This window comes from Deltaproteobacteria bacterium GWA2_45_12 (assembly GCA_001797365.1).
Classification (GTDB): Bacteria; UBA10199; UBA10199; order UBA10199; family UBA10199; genus UBA10199.
Genome location: MGPH01000011.1, coordinates 136,849 through 154,296 on the forward strand (window position 1 = coordinate 136,849; position 17,448 = coordinate 154,296).

Here is a 17,448-nt window from a genome sequence, read left to right on the forward strand (position 1 = left end):
TTATGAAACGGTACTTTTTATTACAGTTTTTGATTTTCGTTTTTAGTCTTGCTGGGGGCAGTTTGGGAATTTTTTCAGTGGGATGCGGAGGACCGGTAGAAGAGCTTCATCCTGAGAGACCACCTTATTCTTTTCCTTTTTTAATTCCGGATGAGGATTTAGTACGGAGTAGGTATTGCGGCGATGAGGTCTTAGGCAAAATGGAGGCTGAATTCTCACCTTGGCAGTTGGAGAATCTATCTCCTAATACTTTGGCAAGGACTTTAGAAAGTTTTCAATGTGGATGTGGAAATTATGCCCATGAGGTTAAGTATTGGCCTAACATCGTAAGTATTTATGGGAAAGAGTATCCTTGTTCCGATCTTAATACCCTTTGTAGCGACTTACATGAAGATGGGTCACCTGATTTAGGTCGTCTTCAAACCGAGATGAGAAAGATGAGGGATTATTCCCTTCAATTAGCTCCTCTGGGGACACCTCTTCCCCCTCAAGCAGTACCCGCCCCGGGTGCAGAAACAGAAGAACGCGCTAATGAGGTATGGCTTTTACCGGAATGCGTAGCTCGGCCCGATCCTATTCATGTTCCTGCCGCAAATGATTTAGAGTGGGTGATCAGTGCCATAGCTCTTCTTTCCGGACGGAATGTGACAGTTCATTCCCCTGCTTGCGAGGTAGAAGTAAGCAAGGTCTTTGAGAGTGAGTATTTTAATTCTGAGTTTGTGATGCGTGAGATGAGAAGATGTTTGGAAGAGAGAAATTATAGCGCTGATTATGAGAAAGAGATTATTGAAGGAACTTTTGTTCCTCCGCTATTTGGAGGGGCCCCCTTTGTTCAATTTAATGAAAACCAATGGCCTGAGGTAGATATTTGCCTCCAAGATGTGGTGAATAAATATTATCAGTCAGATTTAAGATATAGCTATGAACGCAACGGGTATGAGGATGCCTCGGAGAGAGAATGTGATTATGAAGCTGGTAATTATGGGATCCATTATGTCACCGAAGGAGACCAAACTTGGTGCCACAGTGCCTGGGATAACCAAGCCATTGATGAGGATGGGGACGGAGTATGTAGCCTCATGGATACTTGTCCTTTTGAGGCTAATCCAGGGGGAGAACAAAATATGGATGCAGATGGGGACCGAATTGGGGCAAGCTGCGATAACTGCCCCAATCATAATAATCCCCGGATGCTTAACAATAGAGTATTTCCCCATCATCGAGCGGCTATCCAACCGGATAGTGATCATGACGGGATAGGGGATGCCTGTGATGTGGATGCCCATGGCAATCTCTGTGCTGATACCGCAGATGCAGATATGGATGACGTTAATGACGCTTGTGACAATTGTCCCCAACACTACAATCCACTTCCCACAGCTCAGCTCCAGCAAATAGATAGCGACCATGATGGCGATGGCGATGCCTGTGACGTTTGTCCGCAAGATAACTTGAATGATTGTGACGGGGATACCCTATGCGCGAATCTTGATCCTTTCCCGCTTGACCCCCAAAATCAAATGGCCGACCAAGACGGCGATGGCATTGCCCGGAGGCCGCCGCAAACCAATTGTCCAGCGACCAACGCTGCCGTTGATAACTGTCCTGCCATGGCGAACAATCTCATTCAAATGGTCCTAGGAAGACAATATCATCCACAGCAAAATTCCGATGGGGATGCCCAAGGGGACCTGTGCGACGCCGATGATGATAACGATGGAGTATTAGATGCAACAGACAAATGCCCCATAACTTCAGATCCAGAGCAGGTGAATACGGATGGGGATGCACAAGGGGATCTTTGCGACATCGATGATGACAATGATTCAAAATTAGATGGAAATGATAATTGTCCAAAGGTTTCTAATAGGGATCAAGCGGATCGGGATCAAGATGGAAGAGGCGATGCCTGTGACAACGATAATGATGATCGCGATAATGACAATGTTCCTAATGATGGTGACAACTGCCCAGACACGGCAAACCAAGATCAAAAAGATCGTGATCGCGACCACAGAGGTGATGTCTGTGACAATTGTCCTAATGTCGCAAATGCCGGCTGGGCAGATCGCGACAATAATGGCATTGGGGATGCTTGCCAAGATCAGGCAGTACCTGCCTTCGCACTAACCTTCAGGCCCGACAGTCCTGCCTTCGTCAATCGTGATGATTTTGGCGTAAACATCTCTGTTGAGATAGGGAGATTTTCTTTGCAAGGTGATGTTCGCCGGTTGCAATCCTTAAACTATTTTATTCGTTTTAATGGTGCAGTAGTGGTTCAAGGCCGTGCCAATCCAAATTTAGGTTCCATTCGCTGGAACGGCATGGTCAATGCATCTCCTGCCAGTCCTGGTATTTACACCCTTACTCTTGAAGCGAGTGTAATTGACCAAAATAATGTGCCACAGTCTATTCCCATCGAAACTCGTTTTACAATTTATCAAATTCGTTTTGCGAAAGTTGCTAACGCGCTACAGCAAGGCGGTGGAGCGCAGGCGAACCAAGATACCCCTTCCCTAGATCTGCTTTCTTTATACATCAACAATGATGATGATAATACAAATTGGACAAAAGATTTTTTGGAAAATAATCTCAATAATGAAAATGATCTGATAGGATTACGAGCTACCATAGATCCTCCGCTGCTTGGAACGATGAATATCAATGTGGAAAACAATCTGCAAAATGTCGCATCACCAAGCGTCAAACTCTGGACCTCCATACAAAAACAACAAGCCTTGGCTCCTCCTTTAGTTTACCTCCCTGGAACAACCTTCTACATAGAAGGACTTTCTGCCGTTACTTCACAGCAACAAGTGGTGCATCTTGCGGCTTCCTTCATGGCCGCACAAGGAAATCGTCAGGTTGCATTAGCAACTAAATTTCTTCCCCTTAATCTTGTCCAAGTTGATGTGGTGAAAGATAGAGATAATAACGCTATCATAGGCTGTGACGACAGTGGCATTGTCGCACGTGCAGAAAATCGTGATGCCAACTGGGAAAACTGTGAGATTGGCCTCATTGACGCCAGCAATCCTCCTTTAGATAGAGACAATCCTCTTCGTATTGGCTTGTGGGACCATGCTTATTTCGTCAATGACCGCAATCAACTTTCAGTTTACAATGAGGCTGATCCACGACAAAACTTTATTGATCGTGATTCAGAACGTTTTTATGTCCGCATAATCAACCCCAAAAGAAATCAAGATCCTAATGTAAGAGAAAGAATTTTGGCCAATGAACCTTCGCATGTGGAAATAGCCACTAGAGTAAGCGGTCAAGGAAATAATATTTTTGACGACTTTACACCTACAACGCTTGAAGAAACAGGGAATAGTACTGGTGTTTTTGTTTCTCGATCACAGCTTTTAACAACCTATGATGTCCTCCCATTAGATGTTGATTATGAAGAAAACCTCCTGAATTGTGATGGAAGAGGGGATATTGTAAGCATGCAGTGCAGCGATGACAATTTTATGGTTCATGATGGCTTTTCAGGACGAGTGGCGGATGATGAGCCAAATGATCGCACTCATAAAGCAACGGTGAGTGATTATCTGCAAATTCGCTATCAACCATTTCCTGGCATACCAAGACAGCTGACTATTGTTCCGATTTGTTTAGCAAGTGAACTCAAAACTGTTCATCTTCGAATGTTTGTTTTTAATGAACTTTTTTTGGACAATGGGGTTATGGTAGGAGATGAGGAGGGAGGGGCACCCATTCTTGAGGGGGCAGGAGATGGCCAATTTACCTTCGAAGATAGAAATGGGAATGGTGTGTGCGATTGTCCGGATAGGGACAACAATAGCACATGTGACCCCATGGAACGGGAATGTGAACCTTTTGCTGACACCTTTCGACAGGAAGGCGAGCAGACGACTATGGATAGGGGGAAAGCTAACGGCCGTACAGTGATGAGCTATACAGGGGTTCGTGGGCCTGTTTTAGATCAAGCAAGAATCCAGCAGATGGTTGATACGGCAAACATTCTCTGGCAGCAGGGATGCATTAATGTGGTGATGGATGAAATTAGGTACATAAACCCTCCCCTGGAAATGCTCAGGGAAGAGATGCAATTGGTCATCGATGGTAATTATGATGGGATGTTCTTGACATTTTCTTCTGATGAAATTTACAAAAATATATTTCGTACTACCCTTCCTCGATCGGATGATATTTTAAATACTTTTGTAATCCCTTTTTTAAATATGTCTGTTGGTTTTACACTAATGCCCGGGATGGTTTTTGACGATTGGTCAGCAGCACTTTTTGTATACGCTCCTGACTTTAGCAAGGATGTCCTTGCCCATGAAATTGGTCATGCGCTTACCAATCAAGCTCATGGTGATTTTGATCAAGTGGAAGGTGTGCTTGAAGATCAACCTTACTTTTATCCTTTCGGGTATTCATCACCTAATGGTATCCTTTTGATTAACGAGGATAGAAGAGTACCCCGTTCCGTTATTCAAACCATTCATCGCACACCAACCGACGAAGATCGGTCAGGTAATTTTATCCTTCAAAATTATGTTCCCATTCCCCACCCCCAGCAATAAATCTCTTTATTGTTTTGCTAAAGTTGCTGCACAACTTTCTGGAGCTACACTTTGGATGGCAGCATCAAGCATGCGCTCAGCGCTTGCAATATTTCCACTTTCTAGTGCAGCTTTGACAGGGTTGAATAAAGAACCCCACAAGGTATGAGCTAAGCCTAAACCTTTATTCACTTCTGCATCTGACACTTGCTGGTTTGAATTCACAGAAGTTCTTGCCACAATGCAATTTCTCGCTAAGTCAGCTAACTGAGCTTTTTGTGCGATCACTTTTTGTAACGCGCAAAGTTTCTGGTCATCTCCACCACCTTCGCAGTAACCTTTCACCGCAGTCACTTGGCTTGCAGAAGCAACATCAGTGGGGTTTTTAAGTTGTGCTCTTAAGTCAGCGCTTTGAAAGACACTTTCTCCAGGCGCAAAAGGTACGCCCAAATCAAATGAAGCACGAATAAGATTTTGATATTCGCTAAGAATTGTAATTTTTCGCAGACTGGTCATAAAGTTTCCTTTTTTATTATCGATAAAAATGAAAAAAACTTGCATCTCCCCCTTAGCTTATTCGAAACCTTCTTCGAAATAAAAAACAAAATCACTTATGGCTGATCCAACAAATCAAGGGGTGCTTCATCAAACCGGGCCTGGCTGGCCACAGCCGTAAAATGCACGCCTCCCATGGTGGGAATATCCTCAGGGATAATTCCCGCACTCACCAAACGAACCGTATTTTCCTGAATGGGAGCCCCTGTTACCGAAAGGAGCCCCGTGGAACCCACACCGGTTGTGAAACGATTGAGGATGATGCGATCCACATTCACAAGACCGGACATGCTTGTTGTGGCATTGTGCCCCGTCATTCCATTTTCAACAATAAACACCCGGGCACGAATGGCCAAATTATTGATTTGCAATTTCCCATCACTGGTTAAAGTGCCCCGATAAAAAGTGGGATCTGTTCGTCCGCATGCGTGGTTGTCACGGTCAATCCCACATGAATCAAGCACCAAATCGGCTTCCACAAAATGATCCACCAAATCAGTCACCACATCGCACCGGCTGCGATCCACACGAGGGTCATCCGGGCACGCCTTAAAACGCTTCACCATTTTGGGGACTTCTTTTGCAAGCACGCTGACAGCCCCATTTTCCTGAATGTAAAGAGGAAGGCTTAAAGTATCGGGCAGGCTCACCACAAAATCGAGTGCCTCATCCTCGGTTGACTTGGTTTGCACACGCAAAGAAAAATCAACCACTGCTTTGGCCCCATCGCCCCCTGAACCTTCACCAAGATTAGGATCATCGGAATTACTGGCGGTTTCAGATTGTGACCCACACGCCACCCACCCACAAAAAAACAGAATCAAAAAAACTTTTTTCATGATTTCCACCCTCTTCTTTATTATCGTTCTTTTCAAAAAAAGGTTGTTTACTCAAAACCTTGACAAGAGAACCTTTCAACCCTACTAATCGTTTACTTTTACTTACTTTTTTTTAGGAGAAAGCCATGTCTAACCACGAAAAGAATCCAGATTCAACCCACAAAGTGGTTGATAAACGTCTTTTTAATGCTGATGGCACGTCGCGTCATGACATTCCCCCTGCCCCGGAGGAAAGAACTCCCTCTCACCCATCTTTTAAAGAAGAGCCCAAAAAGGATGCTTCCTTTCAAAAACAAAAAGCATATTCCCAAGAAACTGGAATTAACTTTCCCATGTTTGTCATCTCACTGGCTTCGTCCGTACAAATGGCTCTGGGACTCATTGCCAACCCGGTGACCAATACCACTTCGGTCAATCTGGCTTCGGCCAAACAAACCATCGACATTTTAGGAATGCTTCAGGAAAAAACAAAAGGAAATCTCTCCAAGGAAGAAGACCACTTATTGCAGCAAATTCTCTTTGAACTACGTATGCAGTATGTTGAAATAGCACAAAGTAAGGGGAAACCAAATGCTTAACGACAAAAAAAAAATTTTTGTTCTTTTTGGAATTGTCTTATTGGCCAGTTATCTTTTGGGAAACCGTTATCTCGACACGTCCCCGAAATCGCAGTCTACGCGCTCATCCCCCACTCAAGATAATGATAAAGAAACACAGACTATTTATCATGATTCGCTGAACATCCCCATCCCTTCAGCTCTTAGCATTAATCCTCCCAATGACTTTTCCACCCTGACAAAAAAAGTAAAACCGGCCGTGGTGAACATTTACACCACCAAAGAAATGCAAACACGGATAACTCCATGGGCCAACCCCTTCTTTAACGCTCCGCCGGTGGTACAAAAGGAAAAAAAGGTGAATAGCCTGGGAAGTGGCTTCATCATTAATGAAGCTGGCGATATTTTAACCAACAATCATGTCATTGAAGGCGCCGACGAAATCTGGGTGAAGCTTGATGACGGCCGTGAATTGAAAACCAAATTGATAGGACGTGATCCACGCCTGGACATTGCTGTTTTGCGTCCTGACAAAACAGATCATTACCCTTATGTAACCCTGGCTGATTCTGAAAACCTCGAAGTGGGAAACTGGGTCATTGCCATAGGCAACCCCTTTGGCCTTGGACATACAGTCACTGCAGGCATTGTTTCGGCCAAGGCGCGTGTTATTGGAGCGGGACCCTATGATGATTTCATCCAAACAGATGCCTCCATCAACCCGGGAAACAGTGGCGGCCCCTTATTTAACATTAATGGTGAAGTGGTGGGGATTAACACCGCCATCTTTGCCAGCGGTCAGGGGCTTGGGTTTGCCATTCCCATCAATTTGGCCAAGGAAGTGATCCCTCAATTGATAAGCCGTGGGCATGTCGATCGCGGATGGTTGGGAATTTCATTTAAGGAATTGGCCCCTGAAGACTGGAAGCATCTGGGGCTAACAGAAAATACAGGTGTGTATGTTGCTGAAACGGTCCCCGGAGGGCCGGCAGACAAGGCAGGTCTCAAACCAGGGGACGTTATTACAGAATTTAATGGTATCAAAATTGACAATCCTCACATGCTTCCCACCATGGTGGGTAAATTACCTCCGGAAAGCGAAGTTGAAATTGGATTCATGCACGAAGGTAAGAAATATGCCCGTAAGGTTATTTTGGGGTCACTTGATAACCCCCAAGCCTCCATCACAGGGGACAAATCAAACACCATCGAGGTGTTGGGCATGTACGTACGGGACTTAAACGCCAATGAAGCCCAACGTGTTCCGGGGGGAGTGGTTGTTATTGATGTGAAACCAGGGAGCCTGGCCCATTCGGCGGGCATTCAACCCAGTGATTTGGTCATCGAAATCAATAGTGAACTCATCAAAAATACGCAGTACTTAACCAAAGTATTGGCCAATGTGCAAAAAGGACAAGTGGTGAAATTAAATCTGGTTCGAAATGGAAGTGTTTATTATTTTGCCTTTAGAAAAGAATAACTGTCACTTCGACTTCGCTCAGTGACCCATCTTTTTTTAACTGAGCTTGTTTGAAGCGAACGAAGTTGAGGATTCATGCGTACCGATAAATTAACCATTAAAGCCCAGGAAGCCTTGGCAGATGCCCAAAACATCGCGCTTGAAAATGAGCACCAACAAGTAGAGCCCGAGCATGTTTTGCTGGCTCTGCTTAAACAAAAAGACGGGCTTGTCATTCCCCTTCTTCAGAAAATGGGGATTTCTCCCCCACATCTTCTCAGCCAGGTTGAAGCTGAAATTAAAAAATTTCCTTCGGTCAAAGGGGGCGCTGGCGAGTATATTTCCCCAAAAATTCGTGTTCTCTTAAACACAGCCACCAAAGAAGCCGAACGTCTTAAGGACGATTATGTCTCCACCGAGCATCTTCTGATCGCCCTTTCCGAGGACAAAGATTCCAAAAGCGGGAATATTTTAAGAACCAACCACATCACCAAAGACGCCATCTTTAAAGCGCTCCTTGATGTGCGCGGAAATCAGCGCGTAACCGACCAAAACCCTGAAGAAAAATATCAGGCCCTTGAACGCTATGCCCGTGACTTGACCGCCGCTGCCCAACAAGGAAAGCTGGATCCCGTTATCGGCCGCGATGAGGAAGTGCGTCGCGTGGTGCAAGTGCTTTCACGCCGCACCAAAAACAACCCTGTGCTTATCGGGGAACCGGGCGTTGGGAAAACAGCCATTGTCGAGGGCTTGGCCATTCGCATTGCCAATGGGGATATTCCTGAAACACTCAAAGACAAGCGCGTCGTGTCCCTGGATTTGGGTTCGTTGATTGCCGGTACCAAATATCGTGGTGAATTTGAAGACCGCTTGAAAGCCGTGCTCAAGGAAATCTCCAAGTCCGCCGGGGAAATCATTTTATTCATTGATGAACTGCACACTCTTGTGGGTGCAGGTTCTGCCGAAGGTTCCATGGATGCCTCCAACATGCTCAAACCCGCACTGGCTCGCGGCGAGCTGCACTGTGTGGGGGCCACCACTTTGGATGAATACCGCAAACACATCGAAAAAGATGCCGCCTTGGAACGCCGTTTCCAACCGGTGTTTGTGGGTGAACCCACCGTCGCCGACACCATCGCCATTCTACGTGGATTAAAGGAAAAATATGAAGTGCACCACGGCGTACGCATTCAGGATACAGCCATTGTGGCCGCCGCCACTTTATCTCAACGCTATATCACCGACCGTTTTTTGCCGGACAAGGCCATTGATTTAATCGACGAAGCTGCTTCCAAACTACGCATTGAAATTGCCTCGATGCCCCAGGAAATTGACGAGATCGAACGTAAAATCACCCAGCTGCAAATTGAAAAACAGGCTCTCTCCAAGGAGAGTGATGCTGCTTCCAAAGACCGGCTACAAAAACTGGAAAAAGAGCTGGCCGATTTCAGGGAACAATCCTCCAAGCTTAAAATACACTGGAAAAATGAAAAAGAGGCCATCGGAAAAATTCGTCAAACCAAGGAGACCATTGAACAAACCAAGATTGAAGCCGACCGTGCCGAACGCCAGGGCGATCTGAGCAAGGCCGCTGAACTGAAATATGGAAAACTCCACGAGCTTGGGAAACAACTTGAAACTGAAAATAAAAAACTGGCAACCCTTCAAAAAGACGTCAAAATGCTTAAGGAAGAAGTCAGTGATGAAGACATTGCAGAAATTGTGGCCCACTGGACGGGAATTCCTGTTTCCAAAATGCTGGAAGGTGAAGCCAAAAAACTGCTACACATGGAAGATCGCTTGAAGGCCCGTGTGATTGGCCAAGATCACGCCATCATTAAAGTATCCAATGCCGTACGCAGGGCCCGTGCCGGCCTGCAAGACTTAAACCGTCCCATCGGATCCTTCATCTTTCTTGGCCCCACCGGTGTAGGGAAAACTGAAACAGCCAAAGCGCTGGCAGAATTTTTATTCGATAATGAACAGGCCATGGTGCGCATCGACATGTCCGAATTCATGGAAAAACATTCCGTCGCCCGCTTGATTGGCGCCCCTCCGGGTTATGTGGGTTATGAAGAAGGCGGTTATTTAACCGAAGCCGTCCGCCGCCGCCCTTATTCCGTACTGCTTTTGGATGAAATTGAAAAAGCCCACCCCGATGTATTCAATATCCTCCTTCAAATTTTGGATGACGGCCGCTTGACCGATGGGCAGGGACGGACCGTTGATTTCAAAAATACGGTCATCATCATGACCAGCAATGTGGGTTCCCAGGCCATTTTGGAACACAAGGACAAAAAGAAGGTGGAGGGCGAAATTTTGACCATGCTTAGGGCCACCTTCAAACCCGAATTTTTAAACCGCATTGATGATATTGTTTTCTTTAATGCCCTTGACCAAGCTGGCATCCGGAAAATTGTGGATGTTCAGATAACCAAACTAAAAGCCCTGCTCGAAAAAAGAAATCTTTTCCTGGATATTGACCCTGAAGTTTCAGACCATCTGGGAGAAGTCGGCTATGACCCGGTTTACGGAGCCCGCCCATTAAAACGTACCATCCAAAAACTCATCCAAGATCCGCTTTCGGTGGAAATCCTCTCGGGTAATTTCAAAGAAGGTTCAACTATTGAGGTCAAGCTTGGCAAGAATGGGGAGATTACATTTAAATAATTTTTCCTAAAAATGGTTGAAGGGCCTTCTTGAAGGGTTTCAGTCATTAATAGGAACGGGGCAACCCAAGGGTATGCTCGGCAATAAAGTTCAAAATCATGTTGTTGCTCACGGGCGCCGTCTTGAAGAGGCGGGCTTGTTCCCAAAGATGAATCAGATCGTGGTTTTCGTGAAACCCCTTTCCTCCTAAAGTTTCAATGGCAGCATCTACCGCCTTCAAGCCAAGTTCGGCTCCCAAGTATTTAGCCATATTGGCGTAAAATCCAACTTGGGAAGGATCAGCTGCCTCATCAAAGAAACAGGCCGCTTTTTCCATCATCAAACGACACGCTTCCTGTCTTATCTTTGTTTCAGCCAAGGGATGTTGAATGGCCTGATAAGAGGCGATTGTTTTTTCTCCAAAGACATTGCGTTTTTTTGCATAGTCGGTGGCCACATCTAAACAATGCTGGCTAACACCCAAAACAAGAGCGGTTCCCAAGACACGCTCTACATTAATGGCATCAAACATCACCATGGCTCCCATATCCTGCGGGCCAATCAAGTCTTCTTCAGAAATTTTTACATCTTTGAATCGAATAATGTTCTGTTGAAGGCTTACCTCCCCGCGAGTGGGCATTTTTTCTAGAGTGACTCCCGAAGACCGGACATCAATAAAAAAAACTGACAGGCCAAAAGTTTTTGGCAATCCTTCTTTTTGGCATTCAGCCGCTGTCTTGGTGCGGACCAAGACGAGCATTTTATCTGCAATATCGGCACCGGATATGTAAATTTTGGAACCATTTAAGATATAGCGGCCTTCTTTTTTGTCGGCACGGGTCTCAATCCGAAACATATTGGTCCCCGACACCTCTTCGGTAGCCGCCACACAGGATTTAATGCCCCCGCTGGCCAGTTTGGGTAAAAACTTCTTTTTGAGCTCGTCACTTCCGTGGCGCACCAGGCAAATAATGGCCATGTTGGTTAACATGGGAAGGGGGCTGGCATAAGCACAGGTTGAAAAATTTTCCATTCCCCAAGCAAGCTCTAAAAGCCCCAGATGATTGCCCCCATACTCCTTGGGAATCAGGCAGCCCATCAACCCAACCTGGGCCATCGCCTGCCACACTTCTTCAGGAAACCTTTTTGTTTGCAAGACTGTTTGCCGTAAACCTGAAATATTTTCTTGAAGCAAGGCAACGCTCTTTTTTACCTTTTTGTGAAAAAAATCTTGAGTTTGATCCATCATTTTTTTACTCCCCCACCACCATCATCTGCGTGGTCGCTGTGGCGACAAGTTTCCCTTCGGCATTGCGGGCTTCCCCATCCATAAAAAGAAATTTTTTTGTTTTCTCTTTAACCACAACCTCGACTGTAATCAGCGATTGGCTGCAGGGAACTGGCCTGACGTAGGATGTATTAATATAAAGCGAAATACAGGGCTTTTGGGCCACCATGTATGAAAGAGGACCAAAAGCTTCCTGATTCATGCTTGTTCCTTTACAGAAATAGTGAGGGTGAATTTACACACAGGCTCATCCCCGCTGACCGAAGGAGTGGTGGCCCACATATTTACCGTTCTATTGGCCCTTTTTTTGGTGCGGAGGCACTCATTGACAACAGCTTTCACCTTGGCCCCTTCTGTACAATGAAAGTGCACATCCCCCTTGGCCAGTTTTAAAAAATCCGCCTTAAAATCCTTGAAGATAAAACCCACATTTTTCTTGGAAGCTTTAATCGCCTCCATCACAAAGAGCCCACCGGCCAAGTCTGCCCCCACAGCCAACGCACCAAAGTACATCGACTTCACATGATTGCGTGTCCGGTAATTGAGGGGAATTTTAACTTCACACCGGTTGGCATCCAAAAAAATAACCTTGGGCGTACAAAAAAGAATCATGGGAATTCTCAAAAGCGCAAAAGCCCAGGTTTGAAGTGTTTGTTTAAGAGCTTGCATGGGGACCTCCAAAATATGAATGATTATTCATTTTTTGGAGAATGAAGGATTCATCACGGTTTTGTCAACATAAAACATGAATGGTTATTCATTTTTGGAGGAAGGTTTGAATTTGCGACTGGTCCATGTGGTCATGGCACGAGCCTCTTCCACTCCCAAGATAAGGCAGGTCACTACATAAATCCCTACTGCCATGGCAATAGGGGCCAAGGTGAGCACAAAGCGGTCAATCAGACGAGAATTCCCCATTAAGTGAAGTAAATAGAAATAAGTCCCCCAAGCAAAAACCGCCGCAATCAAGGAAGAAATAAAAATTTTGGTTAATTGTTTAAACAAGTTTTTATTCCATACCTGGGGAATATTTTTGGACGAAATCTTGATTAAGGCGAAGGCATTCCAAAGAGCCACAGCCGAAGTCCCCAAAGCCAGCCCCCAATGCCCCCAATGCAACACAAATACAAAAATCCAGTTCAACACAAAATTAATCGCAATGGAAACCAGCGAAATAATCATGGGGGTTTTGGCATCATTAAAGGCCAAAAAAGCCGGCTGATAAATTTTGACCAAAGCATAAGCCACCAGCCCCACTGCATAAGCTTGCAAAGCATGGGCTGACTGGAGGGTATCACTGATATTAAAATGCCCCCGCTGATAAATAAGGGCCATGATGGGCTCGGCTAAAACAATAAGCCCCAGGGCTGAAGGCAGGCACAAAAAAAGAGCCATTTGAGTGGACTGGCCCAAGGTTTTTTGTAAATGAAGGGTATCCTTAGTCGCTACCATGCGCGCCAAAACAGGAGTGGTGGCCGTGGCAACAGCCACCCCAAAAACCCCAATGGGAAACTGCATCAGTCTGAAAGCATAATTAAGCCACGAGATACTTCCATCAACCAAGTAGCTGGCAAAATTAGTATTGATCATCACATTAATCTGAACCGCGGCCCCACCCAAAATAGCCGGAAGAGTCAGTTGAAGAACATTTCTGAAATCCTTGTTTTTAAAACTGAAACCAAAACGAAAACGAAACCCCAAACGATAAAGGGAAGGAACTTGAACAAGCCACTGCACCAAACCTCCTGCCATGGTTCCCAAAGCCATCCCTGTCATGGCCCGTGTGGACATTTTCCACGTAACAAGTCCCTTGGACGCATCAGCCCCGTAATGCCAAACGGTATGAAACCATTCCGGTGAAAAGAAATAGGAAGCTATCAACCCAATGGTGATGGAGGTAATATTAAAAAAAGTGGAAGCCGACTGGGGCAGGGCAAATTTCCCCTTGGTGTTAAGCATGCCCATGCAAAGGGCGGCCAGGGAGACAAAAAGAATGAAAGGAAACAAAAAACGGGTTAAAAAAACCGTATAGGTGTATTTTTCACCGGTAAAACCGGAGGCCACCAAATGAACAAACAGGGGCGAAAAAATAATTCCCAAAACAGTCAAGCCCCCTACAACCACCAAAATATAACTCATGACCTGGTTGGCCAGTTCCCAGGCGGGTTTGTCCCCTTCCTTGGCGCATTTTTTTGAAAAAACAGTGATAAACGAGGTGGACAACGCCCCTTCTGAAAATAAATCACGCAATAAATTGGGAATGCGAAAAGCGGCGATAAAAGCATCTAAAACGGGGCCCGCCCCAAAGAAAAAGGCAAACACCATTTCACGCAATAGCCCGGCAAAACGGCTGAACATAACGGCAATGGTGGCAATGGAAGCGTGTTTTCGGATGGACACCCGGATGAATGTAGAGAAAAACCCCTTCATTGTAAAGCAGGGGAATCATGTTTGACAAAGCGGGGGTCTTGGGATAATCGTTTCCCCCTTTTTAAAGCGCCCGTAGCTCAGCTGGATAGAGTACCTGACTACGAATCAGGTGGTCGCATGTTCGAATCATGCCGGGCGCGCAACGCCTTTTCGCCAGAAAAGGCGTCCTCTATTTTCCATTTTCAATTATCTATTTTCTGTGCCCTTAAGCTGGCGAAAAGGCGAGAAAGTAGAAAATGGAGAATAGAAAATAGAGGTTTTTATGGCTTTTCCTTTCGAAAATCTCGACATCTACAAAAGAACATTCTTTTTCTCTAAAAAAATCTCACCCAAAAAAAGACACCATAAAGTGAACAGCCAAGGCTGCGCCGTAGGCCAAAAACGTATAGAGAAAAAAAGTTTGAAGGGGCAGTTTCCATGATCCGCTTTCGCGCTTCATTACGGCCAGAGTGGCCACGCATTGCAGGGCAATGGCGTAAAAAACCAGAAGGGCCAAGCCAGAGGCCAAAGTAAGCCCGGTGGCTTGTAGGCGTTCTACAAGGCTGGTTACGTCGTCGTCAGCCCTTGCAATTCCTAATAAGGCACCCATGGTTCCCACAAACACTTCCCGCGCCAAAAAGGAGCTAAGGATCGCCACGGCATACATCCAATCCAACCCCAAGGGACGCACCAAGGGCTCAAGCCAGACACCAATGCTCCCCAACCAGGACTCTCCCAAATTCATTCCCCGATTGGGCATATACCCTAAAAACCAGACAACCACCGTGACCGAAAAAATAATGCCTCCCGCACGTCTTACAAACGCAAGTGATTTTTCCCAACTATGTCGTAGGAGCGTGCCCCACATGGGCATGCGGTAGGGAGGCATTTCCAATACAAAGGGGGCATCATCTTTCTTTTGATAACCCACACGTGAAAGAACACCCGTCACCAGAAGAGCCATCACCAGCCCAAATAGATAAAGACAAAAAAACACCAGCCCCTGCAAACCAAAAATTCCTCCAAAAAATGTCTTGGCAGGAATTAAAACGGCGATGAGCAATCCATAAACAGGTAGCCTAGCTGAACACGCCATGAGGGGAATTGCCATATAGGTGAGAAAACGCCTTTTGGGGGAATCGATGGTACGGGCGGCATATATACCAGGAATGGCGCACGCAAAACCCGAAAGCATGGGAACAAAACTTTTTCCTGTCAGCCCAAAAAAACGAAGAGGCCGGTGGCATAAAACAGCAGCCCTGGCCAAATAACCGGAGTCTTCCAAAAAACCAACAATGAAACTCAATACAAAAATCTGCGGCACAAAAACAATGAAAGCCCCCAACCCTCCAAAGAGAGCGTCTTTGATAAAATCAGAGACAAAACCAACGGGCAAAAATCTGATGGTCCATACAGATAAAAAACTGATACCTGATTCAATGCCATCCATCAATGGCGCCGCCCAAGTAAAAATGGACTGGAACACAACATACATAATGGCAAAAAAAGCGATAAACCCCCATGTGGAGGAAAGCAGGAAACGATCAAACCGGTATTGGGATTTTAAAAGCACATCCCCTTTGGGCCCAAAACGCCTTGCCAATTCATGAGCCAAACGCGTAAGCGAGAAATCGTCGCGAGCCAGAATTTCTGGATCCACTTCATTTAAGATATTTGTTCCATCCACAAAGGACTCTAAGTCCTTGACCCCTTCAAGGGTCCGGGCAGACAGCATGAGTACAGGGCATCCCAGTGTTTTAGAAAGCCCTTCGGCATTTAGTTTAAGCCCATTGATCTTTAACTCATCGAGCATGTTGGCAACAAAAATCATCTTATGTCCATGCTGGTGCACACGTTTAAGTACCTGCACTCCATATAAGAGGCTTCTCTCGAGTCTGGTCGCATCAAGAACACACATCACCAACCGGACATTTTTTTTCTTTAGCGCGTCTTCCATGGCCTGGACCGCCACCTGTTCGTCTTTGGTAAGCGTATTCACACTGTAGGCCCCGGGGAAATCGATGTATTCAATATCCGAATTTTTACGGCCGGCTCCCGAATGCACCTCCACGGTGACACCCGGAAAATTGGCCACTTTTTGGCTAAGCCCCGTCAGACGGTTAAAGAGAAGGCTTTTCCCGGAGTTTGGGCTACCAACAATTAAAATCTCTTCCATAAATTCTTCCTCATAAGATTTCTTTTCTTACTTCAATGGCATCCGCAATGTCCCTTTCAAGCGAATACACGCAATTGCCAATCCGATAGAGCCGCGGCCCGCCGGCAAAAGTCCGTTTCACACAGAGCACTTTTTCATCCACATGAAACCCCAACTCTCTTAAGCGCCGCCGGTAGCGGTCTGGAATATTTTCAGAAAGACCGCAAATGATCGCTATTTCCTTTTCCTTAAGGTTCCAAAGGCTCATCAATTTTTGTGTAGCAAAGGGGATCATAAACTCCTTTTTATTAAATATTCTAAAGTGAGAGCTCCCAACGCACACCGGCCAAAAAAGCATTCTCCAATCTTGCTTCAGTCCCAGGATTGATGATGAACTGAAAATCGGGTTGGAGGGCCAGCCAAGGAGCAAGCACAGCACGATAAGTCAACTCCAGATTTATTTCCGTTTTTTCTACAGAGTTTCCGGCATTGGCTTTCCTAAATTTTTCTCCATTGAAAATAGAGGCCAAAGCAAGACCGAACCGGTCTTTATCACGGCATGGAATTAACCCAGTGTAAGTAACTCCGGCACCCAAATAATAATTGATCTGATTCAAATCGGGATTTGCATAACCAAGGCGACTAAAAAGTGCCAAGCCTTGTGTGGGATCCCTTTCCCTGTAAATAGTGTATTCTCCAAAACCATAAATACCGAAATTACCATCTCTCCGCACAGCATTGCCAGAAGCATCCGTGTCGAAAACATCATCAAAGCGTGAAGTATAGGCCCACCCCCCAAGCGCAAATTTTCCGTAGGGCGCATTATCATGCAACTTACCCGGCATAAAGCCAATCTCAGAAGCAATTAGAACCCCATCATGGTCATCAAAATGAATTTGGGTTCCTCTAGGAGCCTGTCGGAATAATCATTTTCTTACTCATGATTTTTTCCAGACTCTGATTTTTTCGTGAACTCATTGTTCTGTAAATCCAGTTTTT

The 17,448-nt window shown here is 45.6% G+C and carries 13 protein-coding genes and 1 tRNA gene; 5 read left to right on the forward strand and 9 right to left on the reverse strand.

The window, feature by feature from the left end; translation table 11 throughout:
* The first annotated feature begins 2 nt into the window (after positions 1–2).
* Positions 3–4,559 carry a hypothetical protein gene (locus A2048_01505; protein ID OGP10465.1) on the forward strand — a complete coding sequence of 1,519 codons (4,557 nt, stop codon included), beginning with the start codon at positions 3–5 and terminating at the stop codon, positions 4,557–4,559.
* Between the two features lie 6 nt (positions 4,560–4,565).
* Here the strand turns inward: A2048_01505 and A2048_01510 are convergent, their stop codons facing one another.
* Together A2048_01510 and A2048_01515 are read right to left on the reverse strand one after the other, a co-directional pair.
* A complete protein-coding gene (locus tag A2048_01510) occupies positions 4,566–5,099 on the reverse strand; it encodes a hypothetical protein (protein ID OGP10466.1) in 534 nt (177 codons plus the stop codon).
* A 50-nt stretch (positions 5,100–5,149) separates the two neighbouring features.
* Positions 5,150–5,932: a hypothetical protein gene (locus tag A2048_01515; protein ID OGP10467.1), complete on the reverse strand. Its 783-nt coding sequence runs from the start codon at positions 5,930–5,932 to the stop codon at positions 5,150–5,152.
* 332 nt (positions 5,933–6,264) lie between these two features.
* On the opposite strand from A2048_01515, the gene A2048_01520 reads away from it, so the two are divergent.
* From A2048_01520 to A2048_01530, 3 genes are all read left to right on the forward strand, one after another.
* Positions 6,265–6,510 carry a hypothetical protein gene (locus tag A2048_01520; protein ID OGP10484.1) on the forward strand — a complete coding sequence of 82 codons (246 nt, stop codon included), beginning with the start codon at positions 6,265–6,267 and terminating at the stop codon, positions 6,508–6,510.
* Between the two features lie 142 nt (positions 6,511–6,652).
* Positions 6,653–7,969, forward strand: coding sequence for a hypothetical protein (locus A2048_01525; GenBank protein ID OGP10485.1), 1,317 nt, complete (start codon positions 6,653–6,655; stop codon positions 7,967–7,969).
* A gap of 75 nt (positions 7,970–8,044) precedes the next feature.
* The gene (locus tag A2048_01530) at positions 8,045–10,618 is read left to right on the forward strand and encodes an ATP-dependent chaperone ClpB (GenBank protein ID OGP10468.1); all 2,574 of its coding nucleotides are present in this window, start codon (positions 8,045–8,047) and stop codon (positions 10,616–10,618) included.
* A gap of 46 nt (positions 10,619–10,664) precedes the next feature.
* On the opposite strand, the gene A2048_01535 is transcribed toward A2048_01530, so the two are convergent.
* From A2048_01535 to A2048_01550, 4 genes are all read right to left on the reverse strand, one after another.
* Positions 10,665–11,846, reverse strand: coding sequence for a hypothetical protein (locus A2048_01535; protein ID OGP10469.1), 1,182 nt, complete (start codon positions 11,844–11,846; stop codon positions 10,665–10,667).
* A gap of 4 nt (positions 11,847–11,850) precedes the next feature.
* Positions 11,851–12,087: a hypothetical protein gene (locus tag A2048_01540; protein OGP10470.1), complete on the reverse strand. Its 237-nt coding sequence runs from the start codon at positions 12,085–12,087 to the stop codon at positions 11,851–11,853.
* The gene (locus tag A2048_01545) at positions 12,084–12,554 is read right to left on the reverse strand and encodes a hypothetical protein (protein OGP10471.1); all 471 of its coding nucleotides are present in this window, start codon (positions 12,552–12,554) and stop codon (positions 12,084–12,086) included. The genes A2048_01540 and A2048_01545 overlap by 4 nt, the downstream gene beginning before the upstream one ends.
* An 84-nt stretch (positions 12,555–12,638) precedes the next feature.
* Positions 12,639–14,315 (reverse strand): murein biosynthesis integral membrane protein MurJ, encoded by a 1,677-nt coding sequence (locus A2048_01550; GenBank protein OGP10472.1) that lies wholly within the window; start codon positions 14,313–14,315, stop codon positions 12,639–12,641.
* A gap of 66 nt (positions 14,316–14,381) precedes the next feature.
* Here A2048_01550 and A2048_01555 point away from each other — a divergent pair.
* Positions 14,382–14,458: transfer RNA gene (locus A2048_01555), tRNA-Arg, on the forward strand.
* Between the two features lie 182 nt (positions 14,459–14,640).
* Here the strand turns inward: A2048_01555 and A2048_01560 are convergent.
* The 3 genes from A2048_01560 to A2048_01570 are packed head-to-tail and all read right to left on the reverse strand — an operon-like array spanning position 14,641 to position 17,294.
* Complete coding sequence (locus A2048_01560) at positions 14,641–16,470, reverse strand: ferrous iron transporter B (protein ID OGP10473.1); 1,830 nt, start codon at positions 16,468–16,470, stop codon at positions 14,641–14,643.
* A gap of 10 nt (positions 16,471–16,480) precedes the next feature.
* Positions 16,481–16,717, reverse strand: a complete 237-nt coding sequence (locus A2048_01565; GenBank protein ID OGP10486.1) for a hypothetical protein — start codon at positions 16,715–16,717, stop codon at positions 16,481–16,483.
* A 49-nt stretch (positions 16,718–16,766) separates the two neighbouring features.
* On the reverse strand, positions 16,767–17,294 hold the full coding sequence (locus tag A2048_01570) for a hypothetical protein (protein ID OGP10474.1): 528 nt from the start codon (positions 17,292–17,294) through the stop codon (positions 16,767–16,769).
* Positions 17,295–17,448: the final 154 nt, after the last annotated feature.

Coding starts and splice junctions, on each gene's coding strand:
- A2048_01505 (OGP10465.1), top strand. CDS start 3: ATGAAACGGTACTTTTTATTACAGTTTTTGATTTTCGTTTTTAGTCTT.
- A2048_01510 (OGP10466.1), bottom strand. CDS start 5,099: ATGCAAGTTTTTTTCATTTTTATCGATAATAAAAAAGGAAACTTTATG.
- A2048_01515 (OGP10467.1), bottom strand. CDS start 5,932: ATGAAAAAAGTTTTTTTGATTCTGTTTTTTTGTGGGTGGGTGGCGTGT.
- A2048_01520 (OGP10484.1), top strand. CDS start 6,265: ATGTTTGTCATCTCACTGGCTTCGTCCGTACAAATGGCTCTGGGACTC.
- A2048_01530 (OGP10468.1), top strand. CDS start 8,045: ATGCGTACCGATAAATTAACCATTAAAGCCCAGGAAGCCTTGGCAGAT.
- A2048_01535 (OGP10469.1), bottom strand. CDS start 11,846: ATGATGGATCAAACTCAAGATTTTTTTCACAAAAAGGTAAAAAAGAGC.
- A2048_01540 (OGP10470.1), bottom strand. CDS start 12,087: ATGAATCAGGAAGCTTTTGGTCCTCTTTCATACATGGTGGCCCAAAAG.
- A2048_01545 (OGP10471.1), bottom strand. CDS start 12,554: ATGCAAGCTCTTAAACAAACACTTCAAACCTGGGCTTTTGCGCTTTTG.
- A2048_01550 (OGP10472.1), bottom strand. CDS start 14,315: ATGAAGGGGTTTTTCTCTACATTCATCCGGGTGTCCATCCGAAAACAC.
- A2048_01560 (OGP10473.1), bottom strand. CDS start 16,470: ATGGAAGAGATTTTAATTGTTGGTAGCCCAAACTCCGGGAAAAGCCTT.
- A2048_01565 (OGP10486.1), bottom strand. CDS start 16,717: ATGAGCCTTTGGAACCTTAAGGAAAAGGAAATAGCGATCATTTGCGGT.
- A2048_01570 (OGP10474.1), bottom strand. CDS start 17,294: ATGCCGGGTAAGTTGCATGATAATGCGCCCTACGGAAAATTTGCGCTT.